Origin of the sequence: Nannocystis exedens (genome assembly GCF_002343915.1) — a bacterium.
Taxonomy (GTDB): Bacteria; Myxococcota_A; Polyangia; order Nannocystales; family Nannocystaceae; genus Nannocystis; species Nannocystis exedens.
The window spans coordinates 9,118,865-9,136,998 of record NZ_NETK01000001.1 but is presented as its reverse complement, the minus strand read 5'-3'; the positions used below and the strand labels follow the sequence as shown (position 1 = coordinate 9,136,998).

Genomic DNA, 18,134 nt, shown 5'->3' with positions numbered 1-18,134 from the left:
CCAGGGGAATCGATCAGGACCTACGATGAGCATGCACGACGAGAGCCGGGACGTTTGGGGGGTCGAGCCGAGGTCGGAGCGGAATGTCGCGGCGCAGCAGGATCCAGGCAGCCCCGACGACGCTGGGGACGTGCTCTGCCGGGCCGCCGTCGCCGACCCGAAGAGCCCGACTGGGCACCTGCCCCTGCTCACCTCGGACGAGCTGCGTCAGCTCGCGGGGTGGAACGACACGGCGGTGGCGTACCCGCCGGCGAGGTGCATCCACGAGTTGTTCGAGGACCAGGCCGCGCGGACGCCCGACGCCGTGGCCCTGGTGTTCGGCGACCGGCAGCTGACGTACCGCGAGCTCGACGAGCGCTCGAACCAGCTGGCCCATCACCTGCGCGGGCTGGGCGTCGGCCCGGAGGTGCTGGTGGCGCTGTGCGTCGAGCGGTCGCTCGAGATGGTCGTGGGGCTGCTCGCGATCCTGAAGGCGGGCGGGGCCTACGTGCCGCTCGACCCGAGCTATCCGCAAGAGCGGCTGGCGTTCATGCTGACGGACGCACGGCCCGCCGTGCTGCTCACGCAGGCGCGCCTGCGTGACAACCTTCCGGCGCACGAGGTCGTAACCGTGCATCTCGATGCGCCCGCGTGGCAGCAGCAACCGTCCACGTCCCCTGCCGTCCACGTCGGGCCGGATCACGCGATCTACGTCCTCTACACGTCGGGCTCGACGGGCCGGCCCAAGGGCGTGCTCAACACCCATCGCGGGCTCGACAACCGCCTGCGCTGGATGCAGCGGGCCTACGGGCTGAACGCGAGCGACGCGATCTTGCAGAAGACGCCGCTGTCGTTCGACGTGTCCGGCTGGGAGCTGTGGTGGCCGCTGCTCGAGGGCGCCCGCATGGTGATCGCCGCGCCCGAGGGGCACAAGGATCCGCGCTACCTCGCCGCCCTCATCGCGGCACGCGGCGTCACCGTGGCGCACTTCGTACCGTCGATGCTCGGCGTGTTCCTGGCCGCGACGGAGCCCCGGGAGCGCGCCTCGCTGCGCCACGTCTTCGCCAGCGGCGAGGCCTTGCCCGCGCACCTGCGGGCGGCCTGGTATGCGGGCAGCCGCGGCGCGCTCCACAACCTCTATGGCCCCACCGAGGCCGCCATCGACGTCACGAGCCATGCCTGCCGGCCCGAGGAGACGGGGCCGGTGCCGATCGGGCGGCCGATCGACAACACCCGCACCTACGTGCTCGACGCTGCGCTCCGCCCGGTCCCCGTCGGCGTCGCGGGAGAGCTGTATCTGTCGGGTGTGCAGCTCGCACGCGGCTACCTCCGCCGCCCCGGGCTGACGGCCGAGCGATTCGTGCCCGATCCGTTTGCGCCCGAGGCGGGCGCGCGGATGTACCGCACCGGCGACCTGGCGCGCTTTCGCGACGACGGCGTGATCGAGTTCCTCGGCCGCATCGACCACCAGGTCAAGATCCGCGGCGTCCGCATCGAGCTCGGCGAGATCGAGGCCGCGCTCGCGGCGAACCCGTCGGTACGCGACTGCGTGGTGGTCGCTCGCGAGGATGCGAGCGGCGACAAGCGCCTGGTGGCTTACGTGGTCGGCGACGACGCCACGGCGAGCGAGCTGCGCGCGTGGCTCGGCGCGAGGGTGCCGGAGTCCATGGTCCCCTCGGCCTTCGTCTTCCTCGACGCGCTGCCGCTGAACCCCAACGGCAAGATCGATCGCAAGGCCCTGCCCTCCCCCGAGGCGACCCGCGGCGCGGCAGAGACATACGTGGCGCCGCGGACCGAGGTCGAGCGCGCCCTCGTGGCCATCTGGGAAGAGCTGCTCGAGGTGCGCCCCATCGGCGTCAGCGACAATTTTTTCCTGCTGGGTGGTCATTCGCTCCTCGCCTTTCGCGTCGTATCCGCCATCCAGGCGCGGTTCGGGAGCGCGCCGAGCCTGGCCGCGCTGCTTCGCAACCCGACGATCGAGGCGCTGGCGGCCCTCTGGGACACGAGGGCGGAGCGACCGGCGCCGCAGATCGGCCTCGCGCCGCCAGCGGACGGCGAGGCGCCGTTCGAGGGCCTGTCGGGCACGGAGCGGCGCATCTGGTTCCTTGAAAAACTGTCGCCCCAGGCGAGGTCGTACCAGATCCCGCACGTGTTCGAGGTGGCGTCCGCGCTGTGTGCTCCGGCGCTCCGGGAGAGCGTGCGCGTGCTGGCATTGCGCCACCAGATCCTTCGCACGACCTATCCGGAGGTGGACGGCACGCCGCGGCGGGAAGTGTCCGACGACGTGTGGATCCCGATCCGCGTGGAGGACGTCTCGTCGCTGCCCGAAGCGGAGCGCGATGCGGCGTTGCGGGCGCTGCTCGCCGCGGAGGTGAAGGCCCGCTTCGACCTGGAGCGCGGGCCCCTCACCCGCGTCCTGGCCGTGACGACAGCCGCGGACCGGCACGTCGTCGTCGTGCATCAGCATCACATCATCACCGACGAGTGGTCCTGGGGGCTGCTGCTCGCGGAGCTCTCGTCCCTGTACGAAGCGTCGTGCCGCGGAGAGACGGCCGCTCTGCCTCCCCTCGCCTACCAGTACTCGGATTATGCGCGTGCAGAGCGGTCGGCGCTCGCGGGCGACGGGCTCGCGGCGTCACGGGCCTACTGGAAGGAGGCCCTCTCCGACGTACCGCGGCTCGACCTCTCGATCGTTTCTCCCGCTTCGGGAGCCGTCCCGGGGCCCGAAGGGCAAGTCTCGCTCCGCCTTTCGCCGGAGGCGAGCCGCCAGATGCAGGCGCTCGCCCACGAGAGCGCCGCGACCCCTTTCATGGCCTGGTATGCCGCGCTTGCGGCGGTCCTGTCGCGGTACAGCGGCCAGCAGGACTTCGGGCTCGGCGCGGTGGTGGCAAACCGCCAGATCGCCGGGACCGAGGCGATGCTGGGGTTCTTCACGAACACGGTGGTGCTGCGGACCGACCTCTCGGGCGACCCGACCTTCGCCGAGCTGCTCGCGCGGGCCCGGCGGACGGCGCTGGACGCCTATGAGCACCAGGCGCTGCCGTTCGACGTCGTCGTGCAGGAGCTGGGGCTGTCGCGGCAGGCCGGCGAGAATCCGCTGTTCGACGTGACCTTCTTCGAGGTGACGCCGCCGACGACCGGCGCCGCGTCCGGCTGGTCGCCGCGCCTCGGCGCGGTGCCGCAGGGCGTGACGACGGCCAAGAACGCGCTGGCCGTGTCCGTGCAGCACGCCGCCGAGGGGACCCTCGTCGAGGTCCTGTACGACACCACCCGCGTCTCGCGAACGGCGGCCGAGCGGCTGTGCGGGCACCTGAGGACGCTGGTGACCGACGCGGCGGCGCACCCGAACAGGCGGGTCTCCGAGCTCGAGCTGCTGACCGACGAGGAGACCGAGAAGCTCACCGCGTGGAACGACACGCCGCCGACCGATCCCGCCGCCCGCTGCATTCACGAGCGGATCGCCGAGCAGGCGGCGAAGGCGCCGCAGGCCGTGGCGCTCGAGCAGGACGGGCGGCAGCTGCGCTACGGGGAATTCGAGGCGCAGGCCAACCGGCTGGCGCACCACCTGCGCGCGCTCGGCGTCGGGCCCGAGGTGCGCGTCGCGGTGTGCGTCGAGCGGTCGTTCGACATGGTGGTGGGTCTGGTCGCGATCCTGAAGGCCGGGGGAGCCTTCGTGCCGCTCGACCCGTCCTCTCCGCCGGACAGGCTCTCGCTGCTGCTGGCCGAGGCCGACGCGCCGGTCTTGCTGACGCACGCGGACCTCGAGGGTCGGCTCTCGGCGCCGGGCGTGACGGTGGTGCGGCTCGACGCCGACGCGGCGCAGTGGGCCTCGCAACCGATCACGCCGCCCGCGAGCGGCGTCACCCTCGAGCACGCGAACTACGTCGTCTTCACCTCGGGCTCGACCGGCAAGCCCAAGCCCGTGATCAACGAGCACCGCGGGCTCGCCGCCCGCGTCGCCTTCCAGCGCCAGCACATCCCCGTCCATCCCGGCGATCGCATCCTCTTCAGCGCCGCGATCGCCTTCGACGGCGCCATCGTCGACTGGATGCTCTCCCTGTGCAACGGCGCCACCTGCGTGTTGCCCAGCAACGCCCACGACGCCGTCGAGGGGATCGCCGAGTGCCTCGAGCACCGCGCCATCACCTTCTCCTTCATCCCGCCCGCGATGTTGCGCGTGCTCCGCTGCCGCGCCCCGGCCCTGCGCCACATCACCCTCGCCGGCGACAAGACGCCGCCGTCCCTGGTCGCCCAGTGGGCCGAGGGCCGCCAGGTCCTCAACTCCTACGGCCCCACCGAGTTCAGCATCTTCGCCGCCCAGGCCTGGTTCGATCCCGCCCGGCCCGAGCGGTTCTCGATCGGCCGGCCCGTGCATGGCGTGCGCATCTACCTGCTCGACGCCGCCAAGCGCCCGGTCCCCATCGGCATGCCGGGGGAGATCCACCTCGCGGGGGTCGGCCTCGCCCGCGGGTATCTCCACCGTCCCGCCATGACGGCCGAGCGCTTCGTGCCCGATCCTTTCGCGAAGGAGCCGGGCGCCCGCATGTACTGCACCGGCGACCTCGCGCGCTGGAACGAGGACGGCGAGCTCGAGTTCCTCGGCCGCGCCGATCACCAGGTCAAGATCCGCGGCTTCCGTGTCGAGCTCGGCGAGGTCGAGGCGGCGCTCTCGTCCCACGCCGCCGTGGCCTCGTGCGTCGTCGTGGCGCGGGAGGATACGCCGGGGAGCAGCCGCCTCGTCGCTTATGTGGTGGCGAAGGACGGCGCGCTCGCGGCGGGCTCCCTCCGCGAGCACCTGCGGAGCTACCTGCCCGACTACATGCTCCCGTCGGCGTTCGTCTTCCTCGACGCGCTGCCGCTCTCCGCCAACGGCAAGGTCGACCGCAAGCGGCTGCCTGTCCCGGAAGACACGCGGCAGGCCGCGGAGACGTCGTACGTCGCGCCGCGCACGGAAGCGGAGCGAGCGCTCGCGGAAGTTTGGTCGGAGGTGCTGCGCGCCTCGTCGGTGGGGATCCACGACAACTTCTTCTCGCTGGGCGGAGATTCGATCCTGGCGATCCAGGTGGTGGGTCGGGCCAAGCGAGCCGGCTTGCACGTGACGGTGCGCGACATGTTCATGCACCAGACGGTCGCGGAGCTGGGGCAGGTGGCGCGCAGATCGAGCGCAGCCGTGGCAGAACAGGCGGTGACCGGCGCGGCTCTGCTGACGCCGAGCCAGCAGTGGTTCCTGGGCAAGAACCCCGAAGAGGCCCACCATTTCAATCAGGCCTGGATGTGGACGCCGTCGTCCGCGTTGTCGCCCGCGATCGTGGCCGAGGCGTTGCAGGTCGTATTGCGGCAGCACGACGCGCTGCGGTTGCGGTATCACCAGGCGGAGTCCGGGTGGGTTCAGAGCCACGCGGAGGAGGTGGCGTTGCCGCTCGAGCCGGTGGACCTCTCGGCGCTGCCGCCCGGCGCGCGCAGGGCGGCCGTGGAGGCGTCGGCGGACGCTCTGCAAGGCAGCCTGTCGCTGTCCGCGGGTCCGGTGGCCCGCGCGGCGTGGCTGGATCTGGGCGAGGAGGGCACGCGGCTGCTGCTCGTCGTGCATCACCTCGTGGTGGACGGCGTGTCGTGGCGGATCTTGCACGAGGACCTCGAGCGCGCCTGCGAGGCCCTGCTGGCTGGTCGGACGCCGGAGCTCGCGGCCAAGACGACCTCGTTCCGGCAGTGGTCGGAGCGGCTGCACGCCTTCGTCGCTGCCGGCGGCCTGTCGCAGGAGCTCGGCTTCTGGCGAGCTCAATGCGCGCGGGGCATCACGCCGCTGCCTCGGGACCACGAGGCGGCGCTGGGCACGGTCGGAGACGGTCGCACGGTGGACGTGGAGCTGTCCGAGGCAGAGACCCGGGCGCTCCTGCACGACGTGAGCGCGGCCTACCGCACCGAGATCAATGATGTCTTGCTCTCGGCGCTCGCGGCGGCGCTGAGCGCGTTCTGCAAGACGGACACGGTGTGCGTCACCCTCGAAGGGCATGGACGCGAAGCGCTGGTCGAGGACGTGGACGTGTCCCGCACCGTCGGCTGGTTCACGTCGATGTTTCCGGTCTGGCTGACGGTTCCGGGGACCGACGATCCTGCGACGCTGCTGAAGGGGGTCAAGGAGCAGCTTCGATCGGTGCCGAACCGCGGCGTCGGATACGGCTGGCTGCGTTACGCCCACCCGGACGAGGCGGTGCGCGCCTCCCTCTCGGTGGATCCGCCGGTGGTGTTCAATTACCTCGGGCAGTTCGACATGGCGGCGCAGGGCCGAGGGATGCTCGGACCGGCGGCGGAGCCGACAGGGAGGACCACGAGCTCGCGGATGGAGCTGTGGCACGCGCTGGCGGTGAACGGCGGAGTGTGGCAGGGACGGCTGCGGTTCGAATGGACGTACAGCGCGGCGATCCACGACGACTCGACGGTGGCGCGGCTCGCAGCTCGGTTCGTCGCCTCGCTGCGGCGGATCATCGCTCACTGCACGTCGGGCGAAGCGTTTGGATACACGCCCTCGGACTTCCCGCTCGCGCGGCTCGGGCAGCAGGCGCTGGACGGGCTGTTCGGGACCATGCGCGACGTCGAGAGCGTCTACCCGCTCTCGCCGCTGCAGGCGGGGCTGTTGTTCCACGCTTTGAACGAGCCGGAGTCGCCGACCTACACCGTCCAGCTCGCGCTGCAACTGGGAGGCGAGGTGGACGCCGCGGCGCTCGAGAGCGCGTGGAAGACCGTGTTCGCACGCCATGCGGTGTATCGGACGTCTTTCTTGTGGCAGGGTGTCCCGGAGCCGCTGCAGGTGGTGCGGAGGAGCACCGCCTTCGCGATGCCGACCTACGACTGGTCCTCGCTGGACGCGGCCCGAGCGGAGGCGCGGTGGGAGGCCCTGCGGCGCGAGGAACGGGCGGCCGGCTTCGATTTCGGGCGGGCCCCGCTGGCGCGGGTCGTGCTCGTGCGCATGCCCGGAGGCCGGACGTGGGTGGTGAAGACGACGCATCACATCCTGGCCGACGGCTGGTCGATGCCGGTCGTGCTCGGAGAGCTGCAGGCCGCCTATGCTGCGCACCGGGGCGGGCACCGGCTCGCGCTGCCGGAGCCGGTGGCCTACGAGCGGTACATCGCCTGGCTCGCGACACGAGACCAGGAGGCGTCGTCGGCGTTCTTCGCCGAGTACCTGGCCGGCGTCGAGGAGCCGACGCGGCTGCCGTTCCCGCCGCCCGCGGCGCCGCCCGCGGCGGCGACGCGGGAGCACAGGCACCGTGATGCCTCGCTGACCGCGGCCGAGACCGAGGCGATCACGGCCTTCGCGCGGCGGCACGGGCTGACCCTGAACACGGTGGTGCAAGGGGCGCTCGCGCAGGTCCTCGGCCGTATCACGGGGCGGACGGATGTCGTCTTCGGCATGACGACCTCCGGTCGCAGCGCGCCTCTCCGTGGCGTCGAGCGGATGGTGGGCCTGTTCATCAACACGTTGCCGCTGCGCGCTCGGTGGTCCGGCTCGGAGGGCGTCGTCGAATGGCTGCAGCGGCTGCAAGCCGAGCAGGTCGAGCTGCGCGTCCACGAGGCGACCCCGCTGTACGAGGTGCAGCGGGCGAGCGCGGTGGGTGGAGGTCGCGCGCTGTTCGACACGCTCCTCGTGTTCGAGAACTACCCGGTGGACGAAGCGGCGCAGCAGGCCGAGGTCCTGCCGATCGAGGATTTCCAGGCTTTCGAGCAGACGAGCTACCCGCTCGCCATCACGGTGGCGGCGGGAACGACCCTCGACCTGCGCTGGATGTGGGAACCCGCAGCGCTCCGCGGCGAAGACATCGAGCAGCTCTGGGGGCACCTGCGAACCGTCCTTCTCGACATGGTCGCGCACCCGGACAGGCGCCTGTCGGAGCTCGGCCTCCTGACGGAGGCGGAGCACGCGAAGCTGGCGGCGTGGAACGACACGGCGGTGGCGTACCCGCCGGCGAGGTGCATCCACGAGCAGTTCGAGGATCAGGCCGCGCGGACGCCCGACGCCGTGGCCCTGGTGTTCGGCGACCAGCAGTGGACGTACCGCGAGCTCGACGAGCGCGCGAACCAGCTGGCCCATCACCTCCGCGGGCTGGGCGTCGGCCCGGAGGTGCTGGTGGCGCTGTGCGTCGAGCGGTCGCTCGAGATGGTCGTGGGGCTGCTGGCGATCCTGAAGGCGGGCGGGGCCTACGTGCCGCTCGACCCGAGCTATCCGCAAGAGCGGCTGGCGTTCATGCTGACGGACGCACGGCCCGCCGTGCTGCTCACGCAGGCGCGCCTGCGTGACAGCCTCCCGCCGCACGAGGTGGTGGTCGTGGAGCTCGACGCGCCCGCGTGGCAGCACCAGCCGCGTACGACCCCTGCCGTCCACGTCGGGCCGGATCACGCGATCTACGTCCTCTACACGTCGGGCTCGACGGGCCGGCCCAAGGGCGTGCTCAACACCCATCGCGGGCTCGACAACCGCCTGCGCTGGATGCAGCGGGCCTACGGGCTGAACGCGAGCGACGCGATCCTGCAGAAGACGCCGCTGTCGTTCGACGTGTCCGGCTGGGAGCTGTGGTGGCCGCTGCTCGAGGGCGCCCGCATGGTGATCGCCGCGCCCGAGGGGCACAAGGATCCGCGCTACCTCGCCGCCCTCATCGCGGCACGCGGCGTCACCGTGGCGCACTTCGTACCGTCGATGCTCGGCGTGTTCCTGGCCGCGACGGAGCCCCGCGAGCGCGCCTCGCTGCGCCACGTCTTCGCCAGCGGCGAGGCCTTGCCCGCGCACCTGCGGGCGGCCTGGTATGCGGGCAGCCGCGGCGCGCTCCACAACCTCTATGGCCCCACCGAGGCCGCCATCGACGTCACGAGCCATGCCTGCCGGCCCGAGGAGACGGGGCCGGTGCCGATCGGGCGGCCGATCGACAACACCCGCACCTACGTGCTCGACGCTGCGCTCCGCCCGGTCCCCGTCGGCGTCGCGGGAGAGCTGTATCTGTCGGGCGTGCAGCTCGCACGCGGCTACCTCCGCCGCCCCGCCCTGACGGCCGAGCGATTCGTGCCCGATCCGTTCGCGCCCGAGGCGGGCGCGCGGATGTACCGCACCGGCGACCTGGCGCGCTTTCGCGACGACGGCGCGATCGAGTTCCTCGGCCGCATCGACCACCAGGTCAAGATCCGCGGCGTCCGCATCGAGCTCGGCGAGATCGAGGCCGCACTCGCGGCGAACCCGTCGGTGCGCGACTGCGTGGTGGTCGCTCGCGAGGATGCGAGCGGCGACAAGCGCCTGGTGGCTTACGTGGTCGGCGACGACGCCACGGCGAGCGAGCTGCGCGCGTGGCTCGGCGCGAGGGTGCCGGAGTCCATGGTCCCCTCGGCCTTCGTCTTCCTCGACGCGCTGCCGCTGAACCCCAACGGCAAGATCGATCGCAAGGCCCTGCCCTCCCCCGAGGCGACCCGCGGCGCGGCAGAGACATACGTGGCGCCGCGGACCGGGGTCGAGCGCGCCCTCGTGGCCATCTGGGAAGAGCTGCTCGAGGTGCGCCCCATCGGCGTCGACGACGACTTCTTCGCGCTCGGCGGCCACTCGCTCCTGGCGGTGCGCGTCGTGTCGGCGGTGAAGGCGAGGCTCGGGCTCGGGCTGACGCTGGCCACGTTGCTGCAGCGGCCGACGGTCGCGGCCCTGGCGGCGTGGCTCGACGGGATGGAGACGCGACCGGCGCCCGCGCTCTCTCCCTCCCCGCGCGGCGCGGCCGAGCCCGCGTACGACGGCCTCGCGGGGACCGAGCGGCGAATCTGGTTCGTCGACAAGCTCGCGCCCGAGGCGCGGTCGTACCAGGTCCCGCACGTGTTCGTCGTCCGCGGCGCGCTCTCGGAGCCGGCGCTGCGCCAGAGCGTGAAGCGGCTCGCGGAGCGGCAGGAGATCCTCCGCACCACCTACCCCGAGGTCGACGGCGTGCTGACGCGAAGGGTGGCGGAGAGCGCTTCGATCCCCCTGCGCGTGGAGGACGTCTCGGCGCTGTCCGAATCGGCGCGAGAAGTCGCCTTGGGCGCCCACCTGGAGGCCGAGATCGCGGTCCCCTTCGATCTCGCGACCGGACCGCTGACGCGCGTGCTGGTCGTGAGCCTGGAGGCCGAGCACCATGTCGTGCTCGTCCTTCAGCACCACATCATCACCGACGAGTGGTCCAGCGGGGTGCTGCTCTCCGAACTCTCGCGCCTGTACGAGGCGTGCTGCCGCGGCGAGACGGCGGAATTGCCGGCGCTTCCCTACCAGTTCGCCGACTATGCGCGCGCCGAGCAGGAAGCCCTCACGACCGGCGGCTTCGCGGCGTCGCGGGCCTACTGGAAGGGCAGGCTCGCAGGCGTCCCGCGGCTGGAGCTGCCCATCGTTCGCACCGCCCCGGGGCGCGGCCCCGAAGCGAGCGTCGCGCTCGGCGTCCCGCTGGAGGCGAGTCGCGGGTTGCAAGCGCTCGCGCGCGACCACGGATGCACGCCCTTCATGGCCTGGTATGCCGCCCTCACGGCGGTCCTGTCGCGGTACAGCGGCCAGCAGGACTTCGGGCTCGGCGCGGTGACTGCGAACCGCGAGGTGCCGGGCACCGCCGACCTGCTGGGGTTCTTCACGAACACGGTGGTGCTGCGGACCGACCTCTCGGGCGATCCGACCTTCGCCGAGCTGCTCGCGCGGGCCCGGCGGACGGCGCTGGACGCCTATGAGCACCAGGCGCTGCCGTTCGACGTCGTCGTGCAGGAGCTGGGGCTCTCGCGGCAGGCCGGCGAGAATCCGCTGTTCGACGTGACCTTCTTCGAGGTGACGCCGCCGACGACCGGCGCCGCGTCCGGCTGGTCGCCGCGCCTCGGCGCGGTGCCGCAGGGCGTGACGACGGCCAAGAACGCGCTGGCCGTGTCCGTGCAGCACGCCGCCGAGGGGACCCTCGTCGAGGTCCTGTACGACACCACACGCGTCTCACGAACGGCGGCCGAGCGGCTGTGCGGGCACCTGAGGACGCTGGTGACCGACGCGGCGGCGCACCCGGACAGGCGGGTGTCGCAGCTCGAGCTGCTGACCGACGAGGAGACCGAGAAGCTCGCGGCGTGGAACGACACGCCGCCGACCGATCCCGCCGCCCGCTGCATTCACGAGCGGATCGCCGAGCAGGCGGCGAAGGCGCCGCAGGCCGTGGCGCTCGAGCAGGACGGGCGGCAGCTGCGCTACGGGGAATTCGAGGCGCAGGCCAACCGGCTGGCGCACCACCTGCGCGCGCTCGGCGTCGGGCCCGAGGTGCGCGTCGCGGTGTGCGTCGAGCGGTCGTTCGACATGGTGGTGGGTCTGGTCGCGATCCTGAAGGCCGGGGGAGCCTTCGTGCCGCTCGACCCGTCCTCTCCGCCGGACAGGCTCTCGCTGCTGCTGGCCGAGGCCGACGCGCCGGTCTTGCTGACGCACGCGGACCTCGAGGGTCGGCTCTCGGCGCCGGGCGTGACGGTGGTGCGGCTCGACGCCGACGCGGCGCAGTGGGCCTCGCAACCGATCACGCCGCCCGCGAGCGGCGTCACCCTCGAGCACGCGAACTACGTCGTCTTCACCTCGGGCTCGACCGGCAAGCCCAAGCCCGTGATCAACGAGCACCGCGGGCTCGCCGCCCGCGTCGCCTTCCAGCGCCAGCACATCCCCGTCCATCCCGGCGATCGCATCCTCTTCAGCGCCGCGATCGCCTTCGACGGCGCCATCGTCGACTGGATGCTCTCCCTGTGCAACGGCGCCACCTGCGTGTTGCCCAGCAACGCCCACGACGCCGTCGAGGGGATCGCCGAGTGCCTCGAGCACCGCGCCATCACCTTCTCCTTCATCCCGCCCGCGATGTTGCGCGTGCTCCGCTGCCGCGCCCCGGCCCTGCGCCACATCACCCTCGCCGGCGACAAGACGCCGCCGTCCCTGGTCGCCCAGTGGGCCGAGGGCCGCCAGGTCCTCAACTCCTACGGCCCCACCGAGTTCAGCATCTTCGCCGCCCAGGCCTGGTTCGATCCCGCCCGGCCCGAGCGGTTCTCGATCGGCCGGCCCGTGCATGGCGTGCGCATCTACCTGCTCGACGCCGCCAAGCGCCCGGTCCCCATCGGCATGCCCGGGGAGCTCCACCTCGCGGGGGTCGGCCTCGCCCGCGGGTATCTCCACCGTCCCGCCATGACGGCCGAGCGGTTCGTGCCCGATCCTTTCGCGAAGGAGCCGGGCGCCCGCATGTACTGCACCGGCGACCTCGCGCGCTGGAACGAGGACGGCGAGCTCGAGTTCCTCGGCCGCGCCGATCACCAGGTCAAGATCCGCGGCTTCCGTGTCGAGCTCGGCGAGATCGAGGCGGCGCTCTCGTCCCACGCCGCGGTGGCCTCGTGCGTCGTCGTGGCGCGGGAGGATACGCCGGGGAGCAGCCGCCTCGTCGCCTACGTGGTGGCGAAGGACGGCGCGCTCGCGGCGGGCTCCCTCCGCGAGCACCTGCGGAGCTACCTGCCCGACTACATGCTCCCGTCGGCGTTCGTCTTCCTCGACGCGCTGCCGCTCTCCGCCAACGGCAAGGTCGATCGCAAGGCCTTGCCCTCCCCCGAGGCGACCCGCGGCGCGGACGAGACATTCACGGCGCCACGGACCGAGGTCGAGCGAACCCTCGTGGCGATCTGGGAAGAGCTGCTCGAGGTGCGCCCCATCGGCATCGACGACGACTTCTTCGCGCTCGGCGGCCACTCGCTCCTGGCGGTGCGTGTCGCGGCCGCGGTGAAGACGAGGCTCGGGCTCGGGCTGACTCTGGCCACGTTGCTGCAGCGACCGACGATCGCGGCCCTGGCGGCGTGGCTCGACGGGATGGAGACGCGACCGGCGCCCGTGGCCGCGCTCTCGCCCTCCCCGCGCGGCGCGGCCGAGCCCGCGTACGACGGCCTCGCGGGGACCGAGCGGCGGATCTGGTTCGTCGACAAGCTCGCGCCCGAGGCGCGGTCGTACCAGGTCCCGCACGTGTTCGTCGTCCGCGGCGCGCTCTCGGAGCCGGCGCTACGCCAGAGCGTGAAGCGGCTCGCGGAGCGGCAGGAGATCCTCCGCACCACCTACCCCGAGGTCGACGGCGTGCTGACGCGAAGGGTGGCGGAGAGCGCTTCGATCCCCCTGCGCGTGGAGGACGTCTCGGCGCTGTCCGAGGCGGCGCGAGAAGCCGCCTTGCGCGCCCACCTGGAGGCCGAGATCGGGGCCCGCTTCGATCTCTCGACCGGACCGCTGACGCGCGTGCTGGTGGTGAGCCTGGAGGCCGAGCGCCATGTCGTGCTCGTCCTCCAACACCACATCATCACCGACGAGTGGTCCAGCGGGGTGCTGCTCTCGGAGCTCGCGCGCCTGTACGAGGCGTGCTGCCGCGGCGAAGCGGCGGAATTGCCGGCGCTCCCCTACCAGTTCGCCGACTATGCGCGCGCCGAGCAGGAAGCCCTCACGACCGGCGGCTTCGCGGCGTCGCGGGCCTACTGGAAGGACAGGCTCGCAGGCGTGCCCCGGCTGGAGCTCCCCATCGTTCGCGCCGCTCCGGCGCGCGGCCCCGGCCTCGAAGCGAGCGTCGCGCTGCGCGTCCCGCTGGAGGCGAGCCGCGGGCTGCAGGCGCTCGCGCGGGCCCACGGATGCACGCCCTTCATGGCCTGGTATGCCGCCCTCACGGCGGTGCTGTCGCGGTACAGCGGCCAGACGGACTTCGGGCTCGGCGCCGTGATTGCGAACCGCGAGGTGCCGGGCACGGCGGACCTGCTGGGGTTCTTCACCAACACGGTGGTGCTGCGGACCGACCTCTCGGGCGACCCGACCTTCGCCGAGCTGCTCGCGCGGGCCCGGCGGACGGCCCTCGACGCCTATGAGCACCAGGCGCTGCCGTTCGACGTCGTCGTGCAGGATCAGGGGCTGTCGCGGCAGGCCGGGGAGAATCCGCTGTTCGACGTGACCTTCTTCGAGGTGACGCCGCCGACGACCGGCGCCGTGGCCGGCTGGTCACCGCTCCTCGACGCGGTGCCCACCGGCGTGGTGACCGCGAAGCAGGCGTTGGCGCTCGGGGTGCTGCATGACGCGGAGGGGACCGAAGTCTCCCTGACCTACGATACGGCCCGCGTGGACGCCGGCGCGGTGGAGCGGCTCGGCAGGCACCTGCAGGTGTTGGTGCGAGACGCGGTGCTCCGCCCGGACAAGCGCCTGTCGCAGCTGGACCTCCTGACGGCGGCGGAGCACGCGGAGCTCGCGGCGTGGAACGACACGGCGGTGGCCTATCCCGCAGAGAGGTGCATCCACGAGCTGTTCGAGGAGCAGGCCAGGCGGACGCCGGCCGCGGTGGCGTTGGTGTTCGGCGAGCAGCAGCTGACCTACCAGGAGCTCGACGAGCGCTCGAACCAGCTGGCCCATCACCTGCGCGGGCTGGGCGTCGGCCCGGAGGTGCTGGTGGCGCTGTGCGTCGAGCGGTCGCTCGAGATGGTCGTGGGGCTGTTGGGAATTCTGAAGGCGGGCGGGGCCTATGTGCCGCTCGACCCGAGCTATCCGCAAGAGCGGCTGGCGTTCATGCTGACGGACGCGCGGCCCGCCGTGCTGCTCACGCAGGCGCGCCTCCGAGACAGTCTTCCGCCGCACGAGGTCGTGACCGTGCACCTCGACGCGGGCGCGCCCGTGTGGCAGCAGCCGCGCACGTCCCCCGCGGTCCCCGTGGGGCCGGGCCACTCGAGCTACGTGCTGTACACGTCGGGTTCGACGGGGCGGCCCAAGGGCGTCCAGATCCCGCACGCTGCGCTGACGAACCTGCTGCATTCCTTCGCCGAGCAGACGGGGATCGGGCCCCGGGACGCGATGCTGGCCGTGACCTCGATGTCGTTCGACATCGCCGGGCTGGAGCTGTTCATGCCCCTGATCCGGGGGGCCTCGATCCACCTGGCGTCCCGCGACGACGCGAGCAACGGCGAAGCGCTGGTCAGCGCCCTCGATCGCGCGACGATGATGCAGGCGACGCCGGCGACGTGGCGCATGGTGCTGGACGCTGGCTGGAAGGGCGAGAGGCCCCTGCAGGTGCTGTGCGGCGGGGAGGCGATGACGCCGGATCTGGCGGTCGAGCTGGCGCGCAGGGCATCCCCCGTGTGGAACGCGTATGGGCCGACCGAGACGACGATCTGGTCCGCGCTCTCTCGCGTCGACTCCGGACGGAGCCCCGTCCGGCTCGGTCGAGGGATCGCCAATACGCAGCTCTACGTGGTGGACAAAGACCTGAGGCAGACGCCGGTAGGCATCCCGGGCGAGCTGTACATCGGGGGAGCCGGGCTCGCGCGCGGCTATCTGGGCCGGCCCGCCCTGACAGCGGAGCGCTTCGTGCCGGACCCGTTCTCCGCCGCGCCCGGGGCGCGGATGTACCGCACGGGCGACCTCGTCCGCTGGGACGCGAACGGAGCGCTGGAGTTTCTCGGACGCATCGATTACCAGGTCAAGATCCGCGGCTTCCGCATCGAGCTCGGGGAGATCGAGGCGGTGCTGTCGTCGCACCCGTCCGTGCGAGCGTGCGCCGTGGTCGTGTGGGAACCTGCGCCCGGTGACAGGCGCCTGGTCGCGCACGTGGTGCTCGGCGAGGGCGGATGCACCGACGATGCATTGCGTGAGCACCTCAGGGCCGCGCTGCCGACGTACATGGTCCCCTCGCTGTTCGCGCGGCTCACGGCGCTGCCGCTGAGCCCCAGTGGCAAGGTGGACCGCAAGGCGCTGCCGCCGCCCGACGCGACGCGCGACGCGGTCGAGCCGTCCTGCGTGGCGCCGCGGACCGAGGCCGAGCGCGTGCTCGCCGAGCTGTGGTCGGCGGTGCTGCAGCGCTCGCCGCTCGGGATCCACGACAACTTCTTCTCGCTCGGAGGGGACTCGATCCTGGCGCTCCAGGTGATCGGTCGCGCGAAGCGAGCCGGCCTCCATCTCACGGCACGCGACATGTTCACGCATCAGACGGTGGCCCAGCTCGCGCAGGTGGTGCGCAGAGAGAGCGCCGTGCTGGCGGAGCAGGAAGCCGTCATCGGGACGGTGCCGCTGACGCCGATCCAGCACTGGTTCCTGGATGGGGACCCAGTGGACGCCCATCACTACTGTCCCGCGATGCGCTGGACGCCGCCGCCCGCGCTCTCGCCCGAGCTCGCCGCAGAGGCGCTGCGGGTCGTCGCAGCGCAGCATGACGCGGTGCGGTTGCGGTACCGTCGCACCGAGTCCGGGTGGGTTCAGGAGCACGAGACGGGGGCGACCATCGTGCTCGAGCGGGTGGATCTGTCGGCGTTGGATCGCTCGGCCCGCGACGCCGCGGCGGCCGAGGCGGTGGCGAGGCTGCAACGCGGCATGGATCTGTCCAGAGGCCCGATCTGCCGCGCTGCGTGGCTGGAGCTGGGCGAAGGGGGCGCACAGCTCGTCCTCGTCATGCACCACCTCATCACGGACGGCGTGTCGTGGCGAATCGTGTGCGAGGACCTGCAGCACACATGCGATGCGCTGATCGCCGGGCGGACGCCGGAGCTCGGACCCAAGACGACGTCTCTCCGCCAGTGGTCCGAGCGACTCCACGCGTTCATCGCCGGCGGCGGCCTGTCGGAGGAGCTCGGGTACTGGCAGGCGCAGTGCGCTCGTCGCATGACTCCGATCGTGCGAGATCGCGACTGCGCGCCGGGGACCTTCGGGGATAGCCGCACGGTGGAGGTGGAGCTCTCGCCGGCAGAGACCGGCGCACTCCTCCACGCCGTGGGCTCGGCGCATGGAACGGAGATCGACGCCGTCCTGCTGTCGGCCCTCGCATCCGCGCTGAGCGCCGCCTCCGGGACAGATACGGTCTGCGTGGCGCTGCAGCACCACGGTCGCGAGCCTGTCCTGGCAGACGTGGACGTGTCTCGCACCCTGGGATGGTTCTCGTCGCTGTTCCCGCTGTGGCTGAGCGTGCTGCCGGGCTGCGACCCTGCTGTGCTGCTGAGCGACGTGAGAGAGCAGCTGCGGTCCGTACCCGGCCGGGGCCTCGGATACGGCTGGCTGCGGTATGCGCATCCGGACGCGAATGTACGCGCGTCGCTCTCCGTACCCATGCCGGTGGTGTTCAACTACCTCGGGCAGTACGAGGCAGGCTCGCCCTGGACATTCGACGGGACGGCGCATACGAGCATCAGCCCGAGCATGGCGCTGTTTCATGAGCTCGTGGTGAGTTGCATCGTGGTGGACGGGCGACTGCGGCTCGCCTGGAGCTTCAGCAGCGCCGTCCATGAGACCTCGACGATCGAGCGGATCGCGGGAGCATACCTCTCGTCGCTGCGGGGCCTCATCGCATGCAGCACCTCGGCTGACACGTTCGGGGGCGCGCCCGCCGGCTCCTCGCCGGCACGTGAGACGGGCGCTCGAGGACGGAGGGAGGACACGCCTTGAAATTGACAGATCCATCGCAAGCTCGGCTGTTATGCGCCGAGCAGCTCGAAGAGCAGAGCGCCGGTCTCCCGGCAGCTGCTCGCGCGCAACTGCTGGAGGTGCTGACGTGGCTCAGGACGTTCATCTCCAGGCCGAACCCGATCATCGGTCGCAAGGGGTCCGTGTGCCCCTTCGTCGAGCCCGGCCTGAACCGCTTCCGATCGATCCGCTTTCATGTGTACGAGGGCGAGCTCCGCCCCGCCGCCGTGGAGTCGGTGATGCGCGCGCTGGTGGCACGCTTTCCCGCGGAGCTCCCCACCACCGGGATCGGCCGCGAGTTCCGCGCCATCCTGACCCTATTCCCCGGGTTGCCGAACGACGCGGGGCCGCGGTTCATCGACCCCGTGCAACAGGCGCTGAAGCCCGAGATCACCGCCCGGGGTCTGATGATCGGCCAATTCTATCCCGGCTGCCGCGAGCCCGGCTTGCACAACCCCGACTACCGCCCGCTCGAAGCACCGCACCCGATGCTGGTGATTCGCCCGATGCAGCTCACCGATCTGATGTTCCTGTTCTCCCGCCCGGAGTACTTGTCGGCCTACGTCCGGAGGTTCGGCGTCACCGCCCGCGACGAGCTCACGGCGCGCATCGCTGCCGCCGGCGTCCCGCAACTGCCGGTGAACTGGGAGGCGGTCCTGGACGCGGCGTTTCCACCGAGCCAGGCGGTTTGAGATGAGCACGGCGCGCCCGACATCGATCA

At 71.8% G+C, this 18,134-nt stretch carries 2 protein-coding genes; both read left to right on the top strand.

Annotated features, from left to right (window positions below):
• Window positions 1-130: 130 nt before the first annotated feature.
• On the top strand, window positions 131-17,395 hold the full coding sequence (locus tag NAEX_RS35765; protein ID WP_143825693.1) for a non-ribosomal peptide synthetase: 17,265 nt from the start codon (window positions 131-133) through the stop codon (window positions 17,393-17,395).
• Window positions 17,392-18,105, top strand: coding sequence for a DUF6875 domain-containing protein (locus NAEX_RS35760; RefSeq protein WP_143141342.1), 714 nt, complete (start codon window positions 17,392-17,394; stop codon window positions 18,103-18,105). Before NAEX_RS35765 ends, NAEX_RS35760 begins: the two co-directional genes overlap by 4 nt.
• Window positions 18,106-18,134: the final 29 nt, after the last annotated feature.